Source organism: Kushneria sp. AK178, from assembly GCF_053903105.1.
In genome coordinates, this window is the sequence record NZ_CP096381.1 from 2,173,779 (window position 1) to 2,193,480 (window position 19,702).

Annotated in this window: 19 protein-coding genes; 12 read left to right on the forward strand and 7 right to left on the reverse strand. The window is 64.1% G+C overall.

Annotation, left to right across the window (positions count from 1 at the left end; genetic code table 11):
• Positions 1-55: 55 nt before the first annotated feature.
• From M1D97_RS09880 to mgtE, 11 genes are all read left to right on the forward strand, one after another.
• Entirely contained in the window at positions 56-1,036 is a 981-nt protein-coding gene (locus tag M1D97_RS09880; protein WP_456270206.1) for a KpsF/GutQ family sugar-phosphate isomerase, read from the forward strand.
• Positions 1,037-1,125: 89 nt separating this feature from the next.
• Positions 1,126-1,680 (forward strand): KdsC family phosphatase, encoded by a 555-nt coding sequence (locus tag M1D97_RS09885; RefSeq protein ID WP_456267572.1) that lies wholly within the window; start codon positions 1,126-1,128, stop codon positions 1,678-1,680.
• Between the two features lie 31 nt (positions 1,681-1,711).
• Positions 1,712-2,302, forward strand: coding sequence for an LPS export ABC transporter periplasmic protein LptC (gene lptC, locus M1D97_RS09890; RefSeq protein ID WP_456267573.1), 591 nt, complete (start codon positions 1,712-1,714; stop codon positions 2,300-2,302).
• A gap of 41 nt (positions 2,303-2,343) precedes the next feature.
• The gene (gene lptA / locus M1D97_RS09895) at positions 2,344-2,898 is read left to right on the forward strand and encodes a lipopolysaccharide transport periplasmic protein LptA (RefSeq protein ID WP_456267574.1); all 555 of its coding nucleotides are present in this window, start codon (positions 2,344-2,346) and stop codon (positions 2,896-2,898) included.
• On the forward strand, positions 2,898-3,623 hold the full coding sequence (lptB, locus tag M1D97_RS09900; RefSeq protein WP_456267575.1) for an LPS export ABC transporter ATP-binding protein: 726 nt from the start codon (positions 2,898-2,900) through the stop codon (positions 3,621-3,623). Before lptA ends, lptB begins: the two co-directional genes overlap by 1 nt.
• 119 nt (positions 3,624-3,742) lie before the next feature.
• Positions 3,743-5,155 (forward strand): RNA polymerase factor sigma-54, encoded by a 1,413-nt coding sequence (locus tag M1D97_RS09905; RefSeq protein WP_456267576.1) that lies wholly within the window; start codon positions 3,743-3,745, stop codon positions 5,153-5,155.
• A gap of 164 nt (positions 5,156-5,319) precedes the next feature.
• On the forward strand, positions 5,320-5,631 hold the full coding sequence (hpf, locus tag M1D97_RS09910; protein WP_115853448.1) for a ribosome hibernation-promoting factor, HPF/YfiA family: 312 nt from the start codon (positions 5,320-5,322) through the stop codon (positions 5,629-5,631).
• A 3-nt stretch (positions 5,632-5,634) separates the two neighbouring features.
• Positions 5,635-6,108, forward strand: coding sequence for a PTS sugar transporter subunit IIA (locus tag M1D97_RS09915; RefSeq protein ID WP_456267577.1), 474 nt, complete (start codon positions 5,635-5,637; stop codon positions 6,106-6,108).
• A gap of 11 nt (positions 6,109-6,119) precedes the next feature.
• Positions 6,120-7,016, forward strand: a complete 897-nt coding sequence (rapZ, locus tag M1D97_RS09920) for an RNase adapter RapZ (RefSeq protein WP_456270207.1) — start codon at positions 6,120-6,122, stop codon at positions 7,014-7,016.
• Positions 7,003-7,272: an HPr family phosphocarrier protein gene (locus tag M1D97_RS09925; protein WP_456267578.1), complete on the forward strand. Its 270-nt coding sequence runs from the start codon at positions 7,003-7,005 to the stop codon at positions 7,270-7,272. The genes rapZ and M1D97_RS09925 overlap by 14 nt, the downstream gene beginning before the upstream one ends.
• Positions 7,273-7,360: 88 nt before the next feature.
• Positions 7,361-8,713, forward strand: a complete 1,353-nt coding sequence (gene mgtE / locus M1D97_RS09930) for a magnesium transporter (RefSeq protein WP_456267579.1) — start codon at positions 7,361-7,363, stop codon at positions 8,711-8,713.
• 45 nt (positions 8,714-8,758) lie between these two features.
• Here the strand turns inward: mgtE and pmbA are convergent, their stop codons facing one another.
• Positions 8,759-10,096 (reverse strand): metalloprotease PmbA, encoded by a 1,338-nt coding sequence (gene pmbA, locus M1D97_RS09935; protein WP_456267580.1) that lies wholly within the window; start codon positions 10,094-10,096, stop codon positions 8,759-8,761.
• Positions 10,097-10,217: 121 nt separating this feature from the next.
• On the opposite strand from pmbA, the gene yjgA reads away from it, so the two are divergent.
• On the forward strand, positions 10,218-10,751 hold the full coding sequence (gene yjgA / locus M1D97_RS09940) for a ribosome biogenesis factor YjgA (RefSeq protein ID WP_456270208.1): 534 nt from the start codon (positions 10,218-10,220) through the stop codon (positions 10,749-10,751).
• 16 nt (positions 10,752-10,767) lie between these two features.
• On the opposite strand, the gene tldD is transcribed toward yjgA, so the two are convergent.
• The 6 genes from tldD to mreC all read right to left on the reverse strand — a co-directional run bounded on the left by tldD (position 10,768) and on the right by mreC (position 19,616).
• On the reverse strand, positions 10,768-12,237 hold the full coding sequence (gene tldD, locus M1D97_RS09945; protein WP_456267581.1) for a metalloprotease TldD: 1,470 nt from the start codon (positions 12,235-12,237) through the stop codon (positions 10,768-10,770).
• Positions 12,237-16,115 (reverse strand): YhdP family phospholipid transporter, encoded by a 3,879-nt coding sequence (locus tag M1D97_RS09950; RefSeq protein ID WP_456267582.1) that lies wholly within the window; start codon positions 16,113-16,115, stop codon positions 12,237-12,239. The genes tldD and M1D97_RS09950 overlap by 1 nt, the downstream gene beginning before the upstream one ends.
• 2 nt (positions 16,116-16,117) lie before the next feature.
• Positions 16,118-17,578, reverse strand: a complete 1,461-nt coding sequence (gene rng, locus M1D97_RS09955) for a ribonuclease G (RefSeq protein WP_456267583.1) — start codon at positions 17,576-17,578, stop codon at positions 16,118-16,120.
• A complete protein-coding gene (locus M1D97_RS09960; RefSeq protein WP_456267584.1) occupies positions 17,575-18,189 on the reverse strand; it encodes a Maf family protein in 615 nt (204 codons plus the stop codon). The genes rng and M1D97_RS09960 overlap by 4 nt, the downstream gene beginning before the upstream one ends.
• Before the next feature lie 84 nt (positions 18,190-18,273).
• Positions 18,274-18,750, reverse strand: coding sequence for a rod shape-determining protein MreD (gene mreD, locus M1D97_RS09965; RefSeq protein WP_456267585.1), 477 nt, complete (start codon positions 18,748-18,750; stop codon positions 18,274-18,276).
• Positions 18,747-19,616, reverse strand: a complete 870-nt coding sequence (mreC, locus tag M1D97_RS09970; RefSeq protein ID WP_456267586.1) for a rod shape-determining protein MreC — start codon at positions 19,614-19,616, stop codon at positions 18,747-18,749. The genes mreD and mreC overlap by 4 nt, the downstream gene beginning before the upstream one ends.
• Between the last annotated feature and the right edge of the window lie 86 nt (positions 19,617-19,702).

Consider the following 19,702-nt stretch of genomic DNA (forward strand, 5'->3'; position numbering starts at 1 on the left):
CCGACATTGCGATGCTTGTGCCCGGGGGCATCCGGCGTCAGAATCCGGTGCCATGATGACACCTGACACCGATCATGACTTCCTGGCCAGTGCCCGACGCACACTGCTGCTCGAGCAGAACGCCCTGAGCGATCTGCGCGAACGCCTCGACGAGCCCTTTAATCGCGCCTGCCGGCATATACTGTCGTGCAGTGGCCGCGTCGTGGTGACCGGCGTCGGCAAATCCGGCCATGTGGGGCGCAAAATGGCCGCCACCCTGGCCAGCACCGGCACGCCGGCGTTTTTTGTCCACGCCGGCGAAGCCAGCCACGGCGATCTGGGCATGCTGGTACGCAATGATCTGGTACTGGCGCTGTCCAACTCCGGGGAAACCGCCGAGCTGACCGCCCTGCTGCCCCTGTTCAAGCGCCTGGGGACGACCGTGATTGCGATGACCGGCAATGCCTCATCCAGTCTTGCCCGACACGCCGATGTCCATCTTGATGTCAGCGTGACCCAGGAAGCCTGCCCCCTGAACCTTGCCCCGACATCGTCCACCACGGCGGCGCTGGCGCTGGGCGATGCGCTGGCGATCGCTCTGCTCGAGGCGCGACGTTTCGGCCCGGAGGACTTCGCCCTGTCCCATCCGGGCGGCACCCTGGGCAAGCGGTTGCTGCTGCGGGTGGAAGATCTGATGCATACCGGTGATGAACTCCCGATCATCCATCACGGCGCGCGTCTCAGCGAGGCGCTGGTGGAAATGACCCGCAAGGGCCACGGCTTTACCTGCGTTACGGACGACAGCGACCGTCTTGCGGGCATCTACACCGATGGCGATCTGCGCCGCACGATCGATCGCCACGGCGATGTGCGACAGCTGTTGATTGAAGAGGTCATGACACCGGGTGGGCGTACCATCGAGGCCCATACGCTTGCCGCGGAAGCCGTCAGGGTCATGGAGGATCACCGCATTACGGCGCTGGTCATTGTCGATGACCGGCACCGCCCCATCGGGCTTCTCAAGATGCATGACCTGCTCAGAAGCGGCATTGTCTAGCACCATCCCGATGCACACTCGACCCCAGAGCGGTACGGCATCCGGACGGCCTGCCGGCACTCGTTCGCCACACCGGAGGCTTCCCCATCATGACAGAACCCGACAACACGACTACCGAGCTGACAGCGCGCGCGCACGCCATTCGCCTGCTGGCGCTGGATGTCGACGGCGTCCTGACCGATGGCCGCCTTCGATATGCCTCGCAGCCACAGCATGATGGCGACAAGGTATTTCATGTCCGTGACGGCCTCGGACTCAAGCTGATCATGCAGACCGGCATTGATGTTGCCCTGATTACCGGACGCATCTCGCCGGCCGTCGACCGCCGTGCGCAGGAACTGGGCATTCGCCATGTCATTCAGGGACGTGACGACAAACAGGTCGCGCTCGAGACCCTGATGGCAGCGTCCGGGCTGGAAGCGCGGGCGGTCTGCTACTGCGGGGACGATCTTCCCGACCTCGGTGCCATCATGTATGCGGGGCTTGGCGTGACGGTGGCCGACGCGCCGGACTATATTCGTCAGCGCGCCGACATGGTAACCCGGGCATCCGGCGGCCATGGCGCGGTCCGTGAACTCTGCGAATGGCTGCTGAGCGCGCGTGGCGTCCGCCAGGATATCATTAACGCGCATGAGTGGCCCTGAGGCTGCTTCAAAGACCCGACAGGACGTGTATATGGCTTTTCGCGACAGGCTACCGACCGGACAAACCCGGACACGCCTTGGCATTCTGGTGCTGGTACTGGCACTGGGCGGCGTCCTGACGCTGATCGATCAGCGTAACACCCTGATGACGCCCGGCCCGGCACCGGACAGCGACGCGGGCGTGCCCGATTACTATCTTGAGGGCGTCAACTATACCCGCTTCGATGAGCAGGGCCGTGTGGCACAGACCATGGAGAGCCCGCGGGTATCGCATACGCCCGAGGATGACGTCACTCGCGCCGTCACGCCACATTTCACGCTGCTCGGCAGTGATGGCAACCGCTGGACGGCGGATGGCGAGCGCGCCACGCTCGGCCCGGATGCCAACACGTTCGAGCTGGCCGGCAATGCCGTGCTGCGTCAGCCGGCGGACGGGTGGCAACTGGAAACGAATGTGCTGCATTATGATGTTCCGTCGCAACATGCCTGGAGCGATGGCGACGCCGTGTTTACCCGGAACGAGCAGCGCACCCGCGGCGACCGTTTTGACGGCTGGGTCAACGAGGATCGCATGACGCTCGAAGGCAATGTGCAGGGGTTGCACCCGCCCGTTGACCGATAATCGCCGCCTTTTTCAACCATGAATGATGACAAGGATCTCCCATGACGCGCCCTGTGCTGCTGTGTACCTCTGCCCTGCTGCTGGCACTGCTCGGCCAGCAGGCCATGGCCCTGGAAAGCGATCGCCAGAAGCCCATCAATATCGGCGCCGACGAGCTCAACATCGATAACCGCGCCGGCACGGCCGTCTATACCGGCACTGTCGAGGTCGATCAGGGCACCATGAAACTGCGCTCCAGCCGGGTCGAGCTGCAGCGGGCGCAGGGCGGCGGGCTGTCGAGTCTGACCGCCAACGGGGGCAGCGGCGGCCGCGCCTATATCGAACAGCAGCCGGCGCCCAATGACCCGCTCGCCAAGGGCTGGGGCAACACCATCATCTATCACGCTGGAGAGCGGCGGGTCGAGCTGATCGGCAACGCCGAGCTGCATCAAAGCGGGGACACCTTCAACGGCGGCTACGTGGAGTATTTCCTCGACTCCCGTCAGGTCAACGCCCGCGGCAGTCAGAGCGCTCAGGGCAGCAGCACTGGTGACAGCTCGGGCGGCCGCGTTCGCATGCAGCTCACTCCCGAGGATCAACAGGGCAGCAGCAATTAATGAAAACCCTTCACGCAGCCCATCTGGCCAAGAGCTTCAAGGGGCGCCGTGTCGTTCAGGACATCAGCCTGTCGATTCGACAGGGCGAGATCGTGGGACTGCTGGGCCCCAACGGGGCGGGCAAGACCACCTCGTTTTACATGATCGTGGGACTGATCCAGGCCGATGCCGGCCGTGTCGCCATCGACGACCTGGACCTGAGCCGCAGCCCGATGCACAAGCGCGCCCATGCCGGCATCAGCTATCTGCCGCAGGAAGCCTCCATCTTTCGCAAGCTCTCGGTGGCCGACAACATCATGGCCATTCTCGAGACGCGCAAGGACCTTGATCGCCAACAGCGCCGCGACCGTCTCGATCAGCTGCTCGAGGAGTTCAGCATCACCCATATCCGCGACAACATGGGCATGAGCCTTTCCGGCGGCGAGCGCCGGCGTGTCGAGATCGCCCGGGCACTCGCCATCGAGCCGGCCTTCATTCTGCTTGATGAACCCTTTGCCGGTGTGGATCCCATCTCGGTCGGCGAGATCAAGGGCATCATCCGCCAGCTCCGCACCCGCGGCATCGGCGTGTTGATTACCGATCACAACGTGCGTGAAACGCTCGACATCTGCGATAACGCCTATATCGTCGGCAGCGGCCTGATCATTGCCGAAGGCGATGCCAACGCCGTGCTGAACAACCAGCACGTCCGCGATGTCTATCTGGGCCACGAGTTTCGCCTTTGACCTCATCGGCTTACCGACCGATGGCACGGTATTTGCAACATGTAACGCCTTCAGCACTTGCAAGGTCGCCGCGGACTGGATAGCGTGGCATCAAACGTTGGCGACCGGGCGTTATAACCATGATGAAACCCGCCTTACAGCTACGCACTGGCACCCAGCTCACCATGACGCCGCAGCTGCAGCAGGCCATCCACCTGCTGCAGCTGTCCACGCTGGATCTGCAGCAGGAGCTTCAGATGGCGCTGGAGAGCAACCCGCTGCTGGATGTCGAGGAAGAGCAGAGCATCGAACCGCCGGAAACGCCGGCAGACCGGGAGGACTGGGCCGACAGTATCCCCGAGGAGCTGCCGCTGGATGCCCGCTGGGACGATGTGTATACCAACGGCCCCGCGCCGGGCGCCGCGGAAGACGGCTGGAATATCGAGCACAACGCCGTGGCCACCGATCTGGCCTCGCACGTGCGCGAGCAGATCGCGCTGATGGACATGGACGCGCGCGAGCAGCTGATCACCGATACCCTGCTGGACGCACTGGCGCCCAGCGGCTATCTCGGCACGGACCTGGAGGAGCTGGCCGGCGGGCTGCGTCAGCAGGGCCTGAACGATCTCGTCCAGACCGAGATGGAGCACATGCTGGCGCGACTGCAGCAGTGTGACCCCACGGGCGTCTTTGCCCGTGATCTGCGCGAGTGTCTGCTGCTGCAGCTCGATCAGTTACCCGCTGACACGCCCTGGCTTGCCCAGACCCGCCGCATGGTCCGCCAGTTTCTCGAGCCGCTGGGACAGAATGATCGCCGCCTGCTCAAGCGTCGCCTGAACCTCGACGACCAGGCGCTCGATGACGTGATCGCCACCATACGCGCGCTCAATCCGCGTCCCGGCGCGGCCTTTGAAGATGTCGATCAGCATCTTGTGACCCCGGATCTGATCCTGCGACATCACCCCCGCCACGGCTGGCAGGTCGAGCTCAATCAAAACGCCCTGCCGCGGCTTCGTATCCAGCCCGACTATGCCGCCCTGGTGCGCCGCGCCGACAAAAGCGAGGACAACACCTTTCTCAAGCAGCATCTTCAGGAGGCGCGCTGGCTGCTCAAGAGCCTGTCGAGCCGCAATGATACCCTGCTGCGCGTGGGCCAGGAGATCATGACGCGTCAGGCAGACTTTATCGAACACGGGGATGAGGCCCTCAAGCCCATGGTTCTGGCCGATATTGCCCGGGCCGTGGACATGCATGAATCCACCATTTCGCGCGTGACAACCCGCAAATACATTCATACCCCGCGCGGCGTCATGGAGCTCAAGTATTTCTTCTCGAGCCATGTCGGCCAGGAGGGTGATGCTCACGCCAGTACGGCCATTCGCGCCCGGATACGCAAGCTCATTGGTGATGAAACACCGCGACGTCCGCTGTCCGATGCCCGGCTGGTACAGCTGCTGGCCGACAGCGGCATCATGGTGGCCAGACGCACCGTGGCCAAGTATCGCGAGGCGATGGGTATTCCCTCCTCCAGCGAGCGCAAGCGACTGGCCTGAATCACGTGATATGACATGTCCGACAGTCCTGGAACAAATAACGCCACGATTCAGGGTTTGCGCCAACGGGAAAAGCGTTACAATCTGATGGTAGCCGGAGAGGCTTGCAGGTCCGGCAGCCTGGCCAGGCTGTCGGTTATCCGTTTCGATTCAGGGAGCATGCCATGCAGGTAAATATTACCGGGCACCACGTCGAACTGACCGATGCACTGCGCGAGCACGTCAATCAAAAGCTTGCCAAACTGGAACGCCACTATGACAACATCACCAACGTCCAGGTGACCCTGTCTGTCGAAAAGGAGCGCCAGCAGGCTGCGGCCACGCTCCACGCCGCCGGTGCCGAGCTTCACGCCCAGGCCGAGCAGGAAGACCTTTATGTTGCCATCGACGCCTTGACCGAGAAGCTTGATCGTCAGCTGCTCAAGCACAAGGAAAAAACACAGGCCCGCTCCCAGGGCAACGGCAAATACCTGTAACCCATGACACTTGACCAGATACTCCCTTTCGACCGAGTCCTGTTTGATGTGGAAGGCGGCAGTAAAAAGCGTGTGCTGGAATTTTTCAGCGGGTTCATCTCACAAAACATTCCCAGTCTCGACAGTCAGGAAGTCTTTACCCGTCTGATCAGCAGGGAACGTCTGGGGAGCACCGGCGTGGGGAATGGCGTGGCCATTCCCCATGCACGCAACTCGCACTGCCGTCAGCCGCTGGCCGGATTCATGCGTCTTCAGCAGGCCGTGGATTTCGATGCCATCGATGGCGAGCCTGTCGATCTGCTGTTTGTCCTGCTGGTCCCTGAAACCGCCGAGGACACGCACCTGTCTCTGCTGGCACAGATTGCTGAAGTCATGAACGCCGCCGAGACCCGTCACGCCCTGCGTAATGCCCGGGATGCGCAGGAACTTCACGACATCCTGATGCAGGCCATCAGCCAACTTTCCACGCGAGTATAAGCCGCATGGCCATGGAACTTGTTATCGTCAGTGGACGCTCCGGTTCCGGTAAATCCATTGCGCTGCAGGCGCTGGAAGATCAGGGCTTTTACGCCATCGACAATCTTCCGGCGATGCTTCTCTCTGCCCTGGTCGACGAACTTCAGGCCGGCAGTCCACACCGCAATCGGGTCGCGGTCAGCATCGATGCCCGCAACCTGCCCGACGCGCTCGAGCGCTTTCCGGAGCTTCTGGAAGCCCTCTCCACACGCGGCATTCACTGCCGGGTGGTCTATCTGACGGCAGACTCCCGCGTCCTGCTGGAGCGCTATGCCGCCACCCGACGACGTCATCCGCTCACGCGGGAGACCCAGATGACACTGGCCGAGGCGATCGAGGCGGAGCATCAGTTTCTCTCTCCCCTGCGCCATACGGCCGATCTGATCATCGATACCTCCGCTCAGTCGGTGCACGATCTAAGACGCCGTGTGGCCGAGCAGGTGGCGCGTCACGACATCAACGATCTGACGCTGACCTTTGAATCCTTCGGTTTCAAGCGCGGCGTGCCGCTGGATGCCGACATGGTGTTTGACGTGCGCTGTCTGCCCAACCCCTACTGGGATCCGCGCTATCGAACCCAGACCGGGCAGGACGATGACGTGATCGCCTTTCTGGAGGCCCACGATGAAGTCAGGGCGATGTTCGGCGACATCTGTCAGTGGCTGGAACGCTGGCTGCCCTCCTACCTGGCCAGTCATCGCAGCTATCTGACCGTGGCCATTGGCTGTACCGGCGGCCAGCACCGCTCGGTCTATCTGGCCGAGCAGCTTGGCGAGCACTTTGCCGACCAGTTCCCGGCCGTGCGCATTCGCCATCGTGAGCTGACCATCCAGCGCGCTGTCAGCGAGGCGGGTGATGCTTCAGCGTGACCTGACACTGACCAATCGTCGCGGACTGCACGCCCGGGCTGCCACACGGCTGGTGCAGTGCTGTCAGCCCTTTGAGTCGCGTGTCACGGTCTGTCATGGCGAGAGATGTGCCGATGCCGCCAACATCATGTCCCTTCTGATGCTGGCCGCGCCCTGTACCAGCGTGGTCCGGGTTCAGGTCGAAGGCGAGGATGCCGAAGAGGCGCTGGCCGCCATCGTGGCGCTGTTTGATGCGCGCTTTGACGAAGATCAGTAGCCCTTTCGGGCATTCACGAACATTATTCGGCTCTAAACTGGCATACGGCGCCCGAACGGGCTGACACAGGGACAGGGACGTCACGGCAATGAGCAATGAGCAGCAAGGAGGCCAGCCTCGTCTGGAGCGCCTTGAACACGCGCTGGCGCGTCGGGAAATGGATCAGGTACGCCGCCTGCTCCGTCGCGGCCTGCCCCCCGCCGACATCGCCCGGCTGCTGGAGTCCACGCCGCCGCGCGAGCGTGACATTCTCTGGGAACAGGTCGACCATCACGCCAAGGGCGAGATCCTTCAATACCTCAATGATGACATCCAGACCGAATTTTTGACCCGGATGGATGCCTCACAGCTGCTGCTGGCCACCCAGCAGCTCGATAACGACGACGCCGCCGACCTGCTGCAGCGTCTACCCCACACCACGCTGGAAGACATCCTGTCGATGATGACGCCCGACCGCCGGGCGCGCATCGAAATGGTCCTGTCCTATCCCGAGGACACGGCCGGCGGTCTGATGGACACCAATACCATCACGATTCGCCCGGATGTCACCCTGGACGTGGTCCTGCGCTATCTGCGTCGGCACACGCGGCTGCCCGAATCCACGGATAACCTGCTGGTGGTGACGCGTCACAATGAGCTGATCGGTGCCCTGCCCATCAACCGCATTCTGGTCAGCGCTCCGGGCATCAGCGTACGCGAGATCATGGACACCGATGTGGTCACCCTTACGGCACTGATGCATGAAGATGACGTGGCCAGCCTCTTCGAGCGCCGGGACCTGATCTCGGCACCGGTGATCAGCGCCGACAATCGGCTGCTGGGGCGCATCACCATCGATGACGTGGTCGATGTCATTCGCGAAAACTCGGCGCGCACCATGATGAGCATGGCGGGTCTCGAGGATGAGGAGGACACCTTCGCCCCGGTGCTGCGCACCAGTCGCCGACGCGCCGTCTGGCTGGGCATCAATCTGGTGGCGGCCACGATCGTGTCGATCGCCATCGGCTTTTTCGAGGACACCATCCAGCAGATCGCGGCCCTGGCGGTGCTGATGCCGATCGTCTCCAGCATGGGCGGCATCGCCGGTTCGCAGACCCTGACGGTGCTGATTCGCGGCATCGCACTGGGGCATGTGTCAGGGGCCAACGTGCGCTGGCTGGTCGTACGCGAGATCCTGTCCGGCATGATCAACGGCCTGCTCTGGGCCGGGGTCGTGGCCGTCATGGCCGCAGCGCGCTTTCATGACACGACACTCAGCGCCATCATCGCCATGGCCATGATCATCAATCTGCTGGTCGCGGCACTGGCCGGTACCCTGATCCCGGTGGTGCTGAAAAAGCTCTCGATCGACCCGGCCCTGTCAGGCGGCGTGCTTCTGACCACCATCACCGATGTGGTGGGCTTTGTGGCCTTTTTGGGACTGGCGACCGCCCTGTACTGAAACGCCTCCGGGGCATCGCTGCGCCCCGAAGGCCGGTCGCCATTTTTATCCGGCAACCATCATGTCATCGATCAGCCAGCTGCCGGTATGCACGCTGCTGCGCCGGTCGATATCATCGCCCAGTCCGGCCAGATTGCGGAACATGTCGCGCAGGTTGCCGGCAATAGTGAACTCCTCCACCGGTGCCACGATCCGGCCCTTCTCGATAAGAAAGCCGGCCGCCCCGCGGGAGTAGTCCCCCGTCACCGTGTTGACCCCCTGTCCCATCAGCTCGGTCACCATCACGCCGCGCTCGATGCCGCCCAGCAGCTCCTTTTCAGGCGTCAGCGGCGCCTGCAGCCGCACGTTGCGCGCCCCGCCGGCATTGCCGGTGGTGACCAGCCCCAGCCGCCGCGCGCTGTAGCTCGACAGCATCCAGCTCGCCAGCCGCCCCTCCCTGATGAAGTCGTTGTCACGGGTATAGACGCCATCATCGTCATAGGCGCTGCTGGCCAGGGCGCCGTACTCCCGCGGGCGTTCGCCAAGGCTCAGCCACTCGGGAAACAGCGGCGCGCCCATGGCATCACACAGAAAGGAGGCGTCACGGAAAATGGCGCCGCCGGCAATGGCGTTGAGAAAGTGCCCGATCAGCGAGCGCGCCATCGTCGGTGTAAAGAGAACGGGCATTCTGCCGGTATCCATCGTCCGCGCGCCCAGCCGTGCCATGGCCTGCTCCGCCGCTACCCGACCGACGGCCTCCGGCTCGCGCAGGCGGGCGGCATCACAGTTGACGGTATAGTCATGATCACGCTGCATCCCTTCACTGTCGCGGGCGATCATCATGCATGACAGCGCATGATGGCTGGCGCGCGTCACGCCCATGAAACCGTGGCTGTTGCCATAGACGCTGACGCCCTCGCTGGTGGTCAGCGAAGCACCATCGCTGCTGTCGATGCCCGCCACCGCCAGGCCGCCCTGCTCGCAACGTCTGGCCAGTTCGATGCCTTCGTCGGGCTCGAGTGCCCAGGGGTGATGGACGCCCATATCCGGCAGCTCGCGGGCCAGAAGTGCCGGGTCGGCAAGTCCCGCGGCCGGATCCTCGGCGGTATAGCGGGCAATGTCGAGCGCGCGCGTGACGGCGTCCATCAGCGAGGCACGGGTGGCATCACTGCTGGAGACGCTGGCGCGACGCTGCCCCAGATACAGCGTCACGCCAATGCCCTGATCACGCGCCATCTCCAGCGTTTCGACGCTGCCCCGGCGGACGTTGATCTCCATGCCCTGCTGGACGCTGGCGCCGATTTCACAGGCGTTTGCGCCGGCGTTGCGGGCGTGTTCCAGCGCCTGCGCCACGGCCGTCTCCAGCGCCCCTTGTTGCTCATCAATATCGAATGTGCTCGCCATGGCGCTCTCCTGTCTGCCCTGGAGGGGGAACGAGCCTGATATACTCTCCCACCCTATTCATTTGTTCTTCGCTCGCCGGAGTCCCTGCATGTCACCACGAAAGAAAGCCCGCACGCCCTCCATGGAGGAGACGCCTGCCGGGACCGACAGTCCGCATGACGCGTTTCATCATGACAACGGCCGTCCCAACAAGACCCGCCTGAAACAGGAAGCGCAGGATCTCAAGGAACTGGGCGAACAGATCATCGCCATGTCCGCCGCCGAGCGCGCGCGCCTGCCGCTGTCCGATGACCTGCTGGATGCCATCGAGGAGACCCGACGCATCACCTCGCGGGAAGCCCGTCGCCGCCACATGCAGTATGTCGGCAAGATCATGCGCCGTGAACAGCTTGACGAGATCCGCGCCGAATTCGATCTCATGGCCCGCGAAAAGCGCCAGCGCGAACTCGGCTTTCACCACCTTGAGCAGTGGCGCGATCGCCTGATCGACGGCGATCAGGACACCATCACGGCCTTTATCGACGAATATCCGGACGTGGACCGCCAGGCGCTGGGTCAGCTGGTACGCAACGCCCGCGCCGAGCGCGCCGCCGACAAGCCGCCGGCCAGTGCCCGCAAGCTCTTTCGCCTGATCCGGGATACCGCCGGACTCTAGCCCCCCGACCCTGCCGTTAGCCCTGACTGTTGGTACCGCCGATCGTCATGGCATCCAGTTTCAGCGTGGGCTGTCCGACGCCGACCGGCACGGACTGCCCGTTCTTGCCGCAGATGCCCACGCCGCTGTCCAGCGCCAGATCATTGCCGATCATCGAGATCCGCCCCATGGATTCCGGGCCGTTGCCGATCAGGGTGGCGCCACGCACCGGGGTGGTAATCCGGCCGTTTTCGATCAGATACGCCTCGCTGGCCGAGAAGACAAAGCGCCCCGAGGTAATGTCCACCTGCCCGCCGCCAAAGCTTGCGGCATAAATGCCATGATCCACCGAGGCGATGATCTCTTCCGGGTCATGGTCGCCCGGCAGCATGTAGGTATTGGTCATGCGCGGCATGGGCAGATGCGCGTAGGATTCGCGTCGGCCGTTGCCGGTCGGCGCCATGCCCATCAGCCGCGCGTTGAGCCGGTCCTGCATGTAACCGGTCAGGATGCCGTCTTCGATCAGCGGCGTGTACTGGCCGGGCGTGCCCTCATCATCCACGCTCAGCGACCCCCGACCGCTGTCGCAGGTTGCGTCGTCCACCACGGTGACCCCCCGTGCCGCCACCTGCTCGCCGATCCGCCCGCTGAACGCCGAACTGCCGTGGCGATTGAAATCGCCCTCCAGGCCGTGCCCGACCGCCTCGTGCAGCAGTACGCCCGGCCAGCCGTTGCCCAGCACCACCGGCAGCTGCCCGGCCGGGGCATCCACCGCCTCCAGGTTGACCAGCGCCTGACGCACGGCTTCTCTGGCATACTGCTCGGCCACGTCATCGCACACGAACTGCGTCAGCGAAAAACGACCGCCGCCGCCGGCGCTGCCGCGTTCACGGCGTCCGTCGCGTACGGCAATGACCGAGACGTTAAAGCGCACCAGCGGGCGCAGATCCAGCGCCTGAGTGCCGTCACTGTTTTGCACCATGACGACATCATAAGAGGCGCTCAGGGAGACGCTGACCCGGGCCACGGCCGGATCCGCCGCCCGCGCCACCCGATCGGCGTGCTGGAGCATGGTCACCTTGTCCTCGGCCCCCAGCGAGTCGAGCGGGTTGTCACTGCCGTAGCAGGGCACCACCGACACCGGGGCACCGACCGCGACCGGCGGCGTACGCGCTCCGGCGCGCACGATCAGCGATGCCGTATGCGCCGTACTGGCGATGGCTTCGCGACTCAGCTGATTGGAGTAGGCAAAGCCGGTCTGCTCCAGGTGCTGCGCCCGGATACCCAGACCGCTGTCGATGCTGTAGCCGGCTTCCTTGACCTCACCATCCTCCAGCGCCCAGGACTCGCGCCAGCTGCGCTGCAAAAAGATATCGGCAAAGTCGACGCCGGGGCCCATGGCGCTCTCGAGGCCCTGATAGAGCGCGGCATCGTCGAGCCCGTGCGCCTCGAGCAGCAGGGCGCGGGCATGCTCCAGGCGCGTGTCCGAAAGGGATGGCGTTGTCATCAGCGCGTATGCTCCAGCTTGACCTGTGGCGACGCCCAGGGGCCCGCCACGTGATAATGAACCTGCGATACCCGGTCGAACCAGGGCTCGAACAGCCAGTGTAATAGATAGAGTACGCCACCCACCTGGGGGGCGCCCACCAGCACCGCAGCCAGCGGCAGATTCTGGGATACCGGCACGGTCACGCCCAGATGGGCATCCAGCGTATTTTCCGGGATATCGACCTGCCCCCGCACGGAAAAACGGGTGGCGGCGCCATCAAAGCGCACGGGCTCCACCGTGCGCACCACGCCGTCGTGCAGCGTCGTACGCGCCTTGACCGACTTGAAGCCGATGCCGGAGCGGGTCACGTCCGAGAAATTGAGCTGGAGGCGCCGAATCAGGTTGTCCAGATTCAGCAGCGAGACGAGATTGGCCCAGCGCGACTGCACAAAGGTCAAGCGTCCGCTGCCCAGATCAGCATTGACACTGCCGTTGACGCTTTCGACATCGAACTGCCAGGGCGCTCCCGGCCAGGCCAGCTTCGTCTCGATGGTGCCCTGGTCGGTCTGCAGCACGTTATCGACGCCCAGCGACGCCATGGTCTCCCCCAGATTGCCGGCGCTGGCGTCAAGGCGCAGACGACTGAGGCTTGGCAGGCTGCCCGCCCGCTCCCAGACCAGCTGCCCGTCGGCGTCCAGCTCCCGCATGCGAATCTGCAGCGGCGAGATATCAATACGCTCGTCATTCGAATGCCAGCGCCCCGAGACGCTGCCGAGCATGTTGCCGTCAAGACGTACCTGGTCGATGGTGAATTCGCCGTCGCCCAGACTCGCCAGACCTTCCGGATAAGCCGTCAGCGTCGTGCCGGCACCCTGGCCGTCGGCAGTCTCCTTGCTGCGCCGGGCCTCGGTCATCAGCGGGGTAAGATCCACCCAGTCGACATGAACCGACACGGGCAGCTCGGGATGGTCACGCCAGTCCGCCGTCGCGCTCAGAAAGGAGCTGTCGACCCTGGCGTGCCAGTCGTTGCCGCGGACCTCCCCCAGCCCCCGGGCGCTGCCCAGGCAGGTGACGCCGAACAGCACGCAGTCGGTCTCCACCGCAATGCGCTCGATGGGTGAAATCTTCTGCGAGGGCGCATCCGGTCGACGCCGGCGGCTGTTGTCATCAGCCGTATCGGAGAGCTGCGAGATGGCCAGCTGCCAGGCGACCAGGTCCAGCCGGTCCGCATGCCAGTTGACCTGCCAGTGCTCCTGATCGGGCCACTCGACGTCTTCAGGGGGCATCTCCTCCAGCCAGACCTGGCCCTGATCGCTGTTGTGCCGCCAGCGTGCGCGAACCAGATCGCCGGCCCGCAGCTCGCCGGCGCCGCTGCCGACACTCACATCCAGCGTCAGCGGCAGCGGCGTATCAGGGGATTTCTGAAACGGCTGGGGCAGCTGCAGCGACAGGCCTTCAAGCGGGGTCTGCACGTGAATCTGCGCCCCGTCGTCGCCCAGCATGATCTGCGCTGTGTAGTCGATCGGACCGTGCACGATGGGAATGATGTTCTCAAGCCCCAGCCAGCCCGCCACCCCTTCGGCGTAGCCACGCCCGGAGATATCAATGCCGCCGTCCATCAGATGCAGGCGCGCCCTGACCGGCCCCTCGAAGACGCGGGCATCCAGCGTGCCGGTAATACTGCTCTGCTGATGGCGATAGCCGTAGTGCACGTTGCCTTCGACATCGGTGACGGTCAGATCCGACTCTTTCGAGTACAGCGTACCGCCATCCAGCCGACCGTCACCGCGGATCGTGACCGCTTCCGGGTCGGTGGTCGGCAGCGAGACATTGACCGAGCCGATCAGACTGCCGCCGGTGCGCCAGGTGTTGAGCGTTTCGCTGAGCGAGCGATCCTCCAGCGGTGCCTGCTGCAGCAGCTCAAGCAGGTTGCCGGCATCACCGGTCACCAGCGCGGACAGGGTAAACCGCTGATCCTTGAGCGACGCCCTTGCCCCGCGTGACACCATGCCCATCAGATTGGCGTGGGTGATCTCGGCATCGAAATTGTTGCCCGCCATGGTGAACCGGCCATCCAGGTCGGTGACCGGCGGCCACCCCTCCTGCCAGGTCATGCTGACGTTACGGGCCTCGACCGACAGTTTGACCCTGTCTTCATCGGGCGCTTCGGGTCGGTCATCGTTGAATACCAGCCGCAGCGCCACCTGCCCTTCGGGAATGTCGGCGCGATGAATGCGCTCATCCAGCCAGACACGCACTTCGGGATCATCAATGGCGTTGACGGGCAGCCACTCCCGCGGGCGCTCGGCCGAAACGTTGTCAAAGGCGACATCCATATTGAAACGCTCCGGCCGACCCGGCGGCGCCGTCAGGGCGAAATCGCCGCGGGCCCGGGCACCGCGACGCTCAAGCTCGATGTCGCTGCCGCCAAAGCGAATCCCGCCATCGTCGTCGACATTGAAGGCAAGCCGGCCGCTGACGTTGTCCAGCGTCCAGGGGGTCAAAAAGACTTCCGGCAGGTTCAGTTCGGTTCGGCGCGCGCCGAACTGCAGCCGTGCATTGAGTCCTTCGGCCGTCAGCCAGCCATCGATCGGCCCGAAGCCGGGAATCTGCTGTACCGGCTGACCCGAGACGTTTTTGAGCGCCGCGCGCGTCTCGACCGGCCCGCCTGCACGGCGGCGAACATTGATACCATCCACACGGCCCGTGAGCGCCATTCCCGACAGCATCCGGCGGCTCTCGTCATCCGGTAGCGGTATGAGATCGGCAATGGCGGTGATGTCATCAAGCGCGAAGGCCGTGGTAGTGACACTGAAGTCGGCAAAATCGTGCGATGCCTCCAGTTGGACCGCCTCGGGCAGCAGCGAGAGCGCACGCCCCTCCCGTGACAGCCCCAGTCGTTCGACGCCGCCGCGCCACTGCCCGCTGTCAGTGCGCTCGAGCCCGGCCTCGAGCGTCAAGTCATTGAGGGTGAACGCCGCATCGCGGTGGCTGCCGACAAGCTCGGCCACATCCAGCGACAGGCGTGTACTCGCCATGTCACCGTCGTGCCAGCCGGCCCACAATGATGCCCCACCGCGGGCACTCAACAAGGCATATTCGGGCCAGAGACCGCCCCAGAGTGCGGCCAGCCGCCGCCCCTGCTCGGCATCGGCCTTGAGCTGCAGTCGTCCGTTCAGCGCTTCGATGTCGTCAAAGCGGCCCGCCAGCGTCATGCCGGGCTCATCGCTGTCCGCCCAGTGCGCCGAGGCCGTCAGGGTTCGTGTGTCCCGTCGGCTGCCGGCAGTGGCCACCCGGTCGATCAACAGCGAGGACGTGGTGACAGCCTCCTCCTCGATGCCGGTCTCGTCGGCCTCCTGCGCCGGCAGACGGGCGTGAAAGTTGATGCGCCCGTCCTGCAGGTCAAGGGACTGCTGCATCAGCGTCTCGACCCAGTCGGTCAGCTGCTCCGGCGTGATATCGACGGTGCCATCGTCGTCATCCTCGCGCGTGGCAGCGCCCCAGCCCCACTGCCCCGGCGCGGTTTCATAAAGGTCGAGGGTGATATCCCGGGCTTCAAGCGATGAGCGTGTCGGTGCCAGCCCCCTCAACAACTCGATGACATCCAGATGGGCGTCCAGCGTGCCCACCGACATCAGCGAGCGGGCGCCCTCGTCGCCATTGAGGTTCAGGTTGCGCAGCGCCACCACCAGCTCGCGCCCGTCCAGCTCGAGTCGCATGTCCTGCCAGCGCACATGGTACTGCGACGGCAGGTCCAGCAGCTCGATTACCTGCTGTTGCAGGGTCGGCTGATTGAGCACGCCAAGGCGCAGCGAGGTGGTCACCGCCGCCAGCAGTACCAGCATCATCGCTACCAGGGTCAGTAGCCAGCGCATCAGGATTCGCAGCGAAGACATGATCACATCAGTACGATGTCGTACTGCTCCTGGCAATAGTGCTGTTCCACCTGAAAGCGGATGGTCTTGCCGATGAAACTCTCCAGATCCGCCACCGCCGTTGACTCCTCTTCATGCAGCCTGTCTACCACGCTCTGGGCGGCCATGACCAGATAGGTCTCCGGCGAATAGGCCCGCTCCTCGCGCATGATTTCACGAAAGATCTCGTAGCAGACGGTCTCCGGCGTCTTGAGGGTGCCGCGCCCCTTGCAGACCGGACACGGCTGGCACAGCACATGCTCCAGACTCTCCCGGGTGCGCTTGCGCGTCATCTGCACCAGGCCCAGCTCGGTCACGCCCGACAGCCGGGTGCGGGCATGATCGCGCTCAAGCGCCTTTTCCAGCACGCGCAGCACCTGTCGCTGATGGTCGCTGTCGAGCATATCGATAAAGTCGATGATGATAATGCCGCCGAGATTGCGCAGCCGCAGCTGTCGCGCAATGCTCGTGGCCGCCTCGAGATTGGTCTTGAAGATGGTCTCCTCGAGGTTGCGATGCCCTACAAACGCACCGGTATTGACATCGATGGTGGTCATGGCCTCGGTCTGATCGATGATCAGATAGCCGCCGGATTTCAGATCGGCGCGGCGCTCCAGCGCCCGCTGCAGCTCATCCTCGACCGAGAAGAGATCGAAGATGGGGCGCTCGCCGGGATAGTACTCGATCCGGGATTCCAGCGCGGGCATCAGTTCCCGGGCGAACGCGCACAGTCGCTCATGATTTTCCCTGGAGTCGATGCGGATACGCTCGATGCCTTCACGCATGACATCACGCAGCGTCCGGGTCGGCAGCGTCAGGTCTTCATAGAGCACGGCCGGCGGGCGCGTCCCGCGCCGGGCCGCATCGATCTTGCGCCACAGCCGGAGCAGATACTGCATGTCGGCGGCCAATGAGGCCTCATCGACGCCTTCGGCCGCCGTGCGAATGATAAAGCCGCCGACCAGTCCATCCCGGGCGCCGGCCTGGGCGTTGACCATGTCACGAAGCCGCTCGCGCTCGGCGTCGTCCTCGATGCGCTGGGAAACCCCGGTATGAGCGGCCCCCGGCATATAGACCAGATAGCGCGAGGGAATGGAGAGCTGGGTGGTCAGCCGCGCCCCCTTGGTGCCCATGGGGTCCTTGATGACCTGAACCACCAGCGACTGCCCTTCGTGGGCCAGTGTTCGGATCGGCGCGGCCTCCTGTCCGGGATGGCCGGCCGGCATCAGCTCATGGGCGTGAATGAAGGCGGTACGGCTCTGACCGATTTCGACAAAGGCCGCCTGCATGCCCGGCAGCACCCGCACGACCTTGCCCATGTAGATATTGCTGACGATGCCCCGGCACTGATCCCGCTCGATCCAGGCCTCCTGAAGCACGCCGTTTTCGACCACCGCCACGCGGGTTTCCATGGGCGTCATGTTGATCAGGATTTCACCGCTCATGACGTCCCCTCCCCGCTGCGCTGACTGTCGGCAAGCCACGGGGCGACCCCCTGACGGGCCAGCAGCTGCGCCGTTTCACAAAGCGGCAGCCCCACAATGCCCGACCAGCTGCCCTCGATGCGCGACACGAACATGGCTGCACGCCCCTGCAGGGCATAACCGCCGGCCTTGTCGCGCCCCTCACCGCTGGCAACATAAGCGCTGATCTCGCGTTCTTCCAGCGCTCGAAAATGAACATCGCTGATCACGCAGGCCGCCAGCAGCCCGGCCGGGCCGGTCACCGCCACGGCACTGATCACCTGGTGCGAGCGTCCCGACAGGTGGCGAAGCCACGCCCGGGCCTGCTCATCGCTCGCCGGCTTGCCCATGATCCGGTCGTCCACGGACAGCGCGGTATCGCCGCCCAGCACCGGCAGCGGCGTGGCAGATGCCTGTTGCCCGGCCAGCGCCTTCTCCCGGGCCAGACGCATGACGTAGTCCTGCGCCGGCTCATCGGGATGCGGGGTTTCATCCAGGTCCACCGGGCAGGCACGGCAGACCACCTCCAGGGTGGCCAGCAGCTCGAGGCGCCGGGGTGACGCCGAGGCGAGAATCAGATCAGGCGATGACATGCGCATGGGGTATCCGAAAAAGGGGGCCGAAAACGCACCCTGATCCACCGAACGGCACTGCGTCTGGCAAACGCGAACGGACAATCAAAGGGAGGCAAAGCGTCGGCGTATGATCTGCATCAGCGTAAACAGCCAGGGCCATAGTATGCCACCCAGCACGGCGGCATAGACAAATTCGAGATGCAGCGGGGCGTTCAGCAACAAGGCCCGCAGCCACTGCTCGAACAGCTGCATCAGTGCCAGCACCAGCGTGACCAGCAGCGCCTGTCGCCAGAGGGCATAGATCCGCATGCGCTGATAGAGCAGCAGCGTCAGAAAGGCAATAATGGCATACATCAGCGCACTCTCCCCCAGCGGCGTGCCCTGCAGCAGATCGATCAGGATACCGACCAGAAAGCCGTGAAAGACGCCCACGCGATACGGGGCAATGATGCACCAGTAGATCAGCACCAGCCCCACCCAGTTGGGCCGCCACAGGAGCCACTCCTCGGGCAGGGGCATGACCTGCAGCATCAGGGCACACAGAAAGGAGAGCGGAATGATCGCGGAATAGCCTCTCATGGACGCGCCTCCCGTCGCGCGGCACGCGCTACCTGAAGCGCGGCATCCACCGCCTCCTGACTCAGCCGGTGACGGGTGCGCTTGAGCTGATCATGGGTAAAGAGCAGCAGGAAATTGCGGCTGCGATCGAGCCGGGCAATGGGCAGCACTTCCACGGTGGCAAAGGGCGTGCCGGCATTGCGTACGACGCGGTTGACGCGCGCCACCGGATACCCCTCGGGAAAGCGACCGGTCAGCCCCGATGTCACCAGCAGATCGCCTTCCCGGATATCGGTGTTGTTGGGCACGTTGTCCAGCGTCAGACGATTGGCCTGGCCGGCACCGCGGGCAATGAAGCGCAGCCCGTTGCGATTGATCTGCACGGGCACCGAATGACTGGCATCGGTAATCAACAGCACCCGGCTCGAATAGCGCGACACCGAAATGACCTGACCGACAAGGCCTGCCGAATCCACCACCGGCTGGCCGTTGTAAACACCGCTTTGCTGGCCGCGGTCAATGATCATCTGCTGCAGAAAGGGATCGTTGTCGAGGGTCAGAAGCCCCGCCGTAATCCAGGGAATCTCCTGGCGCGGCGTGGCCTTCAAGAGATCGCGCAGACGGGCATTTTCTTCGGAGAGACTGGCCATGCGCTGCACGCGCTGTGACAGCGTCAACAGCCGTTCGCGGAGCTGGCGATTGTCGTTGACCAGCCGGGTCTGATCGCTCAGGGCCAGGGATGCCAGACTCAGCCCCCGCGCCGGCAGGCTCACGATCCACTGTACCGGTGCCACCACGGTCGATATCTGGGCGCGCACGTCTTCCATCCAGCTCATGCGCTGATCGGCGAACATCAGAAAGGACGCCAGAATAACGCACAGGATCATTCGGTAGCCGGGAATGGGACCGTGCGAAAAAAGCGGTTTGATAGGCCTTCCTCCCGCGAACCGAATGCAGCCGGCGCAGGGTGTGC

Excerpts from the sequence above, each read along its gene's own strand:
- M1D97_RS09880 (WP_456270206.1), top strand. The coding sequence starts at position 56 with ATGACACCTGACACCGATCATGACTTCCTGGCCAGTGCCCGACGCACA.
- M1D97_RS09885 (WP_456267572.1), top strand. The coding sequence starts at position 1,126 with ATGACAGAACCCGACAACACGACTACCGAGCTGACAGCGCGCGCGCAC.
- lptC (WP_456267573.1), top strand. The coding sequence starts at position 1,712 with ATGGCTTTTCGCGACAGGCTACCGACCGGACAAACCCGGACACGCCTT.
- lptA (WP_456267574.1), top strand. The coding sequence starts at position 2,344 with ATGACGCGCCCTGTGCTGCTGTGTACCTCTGCCCTGCTGCTGGCACTG.
- lptB (WP_456267575.1), top strand. The coding sequence starts at position 2,898 with ATGAAAACCCTTCACGCAGCCCATCTGGCCAAGAGCTTCAAGGGGCGC.
- M1D97_RS09905 (WP_456267576.1), top strand. The coding sequence starts at position 3,743 with ATGATGAAACCCGCCTTACAGCTACGCACTGGCACCCAGCTCACCATG.
- hpf (WP_115853448.1), top strand. The coding sequence starts at position 5,320 with ATGCAGGTAAATATTACCGGGCACCACGTCGAACTGACCGATGCACTG.
- M1D97_RS09915 (WP_456267577.1), top strand. The coding sequence starts at position 5,635 with ATGACACTTGACCAGATACTCCCTTTCGACCGAGTCCTGTTTGATGTG.
- rapZ (WP_456270207.1), top strand. The coding sequence starts at position 6,120 with ATGGAACTTGTTATCGTCAGTGGACGCTCCGGTTCCGGTAAATCCATT.
- M1D97_RS09925 (WP_456267578.1), top strand. The coding sequence starts at position 7,003 with ATGCTTCAGCGTGACCTGACACTGACCAATCGTCGCGGACTGCACGCC.
- mgtE (WP_456267579.1), top strand. The coding sequence starts at position 7,361 with ATGAGCAATGAGCAGCAAGGAGGCCAGCCTCGTCTGGAGCGCCTTGAA.
- pmbA (WP_456267580.1), bottom strand. The coding sequence starts at position 10,096 with ATGGCGAGCACATTCGATATTGATGAGCAACAAGGGGCGCTGGAGACG.
- yjgA (WP_456270208.1), top strand. The coding sequence starts at position 10,218 with ATGGAGGAGACGCCTGCCGGGACCGACAGTCCGCATGACGCGTTTCAT.
- tldD (WP_456267581.1), bottom strand. The coding sequence starts at position 12,237 with ATGACAACGCCATCCCTTTCGGACACGCGCCTGGAGCATGCCCGCGCC.
- M1D97_RS09950 (WP_456267582.1), bottom strand. The coding sequence starts at position 16,115 with ATGTCTTCGCTGCGAATCCTGATGCGCTGGCTACTGACCCTGGTAGCG.
- rng (WP_456267583.1), bottom strand. The coding sequence starts at position 17,578 with ATGAGCGGTGAAATCCTGATCAACATGACGCCCATGGAAACCCGCGTG.
- M1D97_RS09960 (WP_456267584.1), bottom strand. The coding sequence starts at position 18,189 with ATGTCATCGCCTGATCTGATTCTCGCCTCGGCGTCACCCCGGCGCCTC.
- mreD (WP_456267585.1), bottom strand. The coding sequence starts at position 18,750 with ATGAGAGGCTATTCCGCGATCATTCCGCTCTCCTTTCTGTGTGCCCTG.
- mreC (WP_456267586.1), bottom strand. The coding sequence starts at position 19,616 with ATGATCCTGTGCGTTATTCTGGCGTCCTTTCTGATGTTCGCCGATCAG.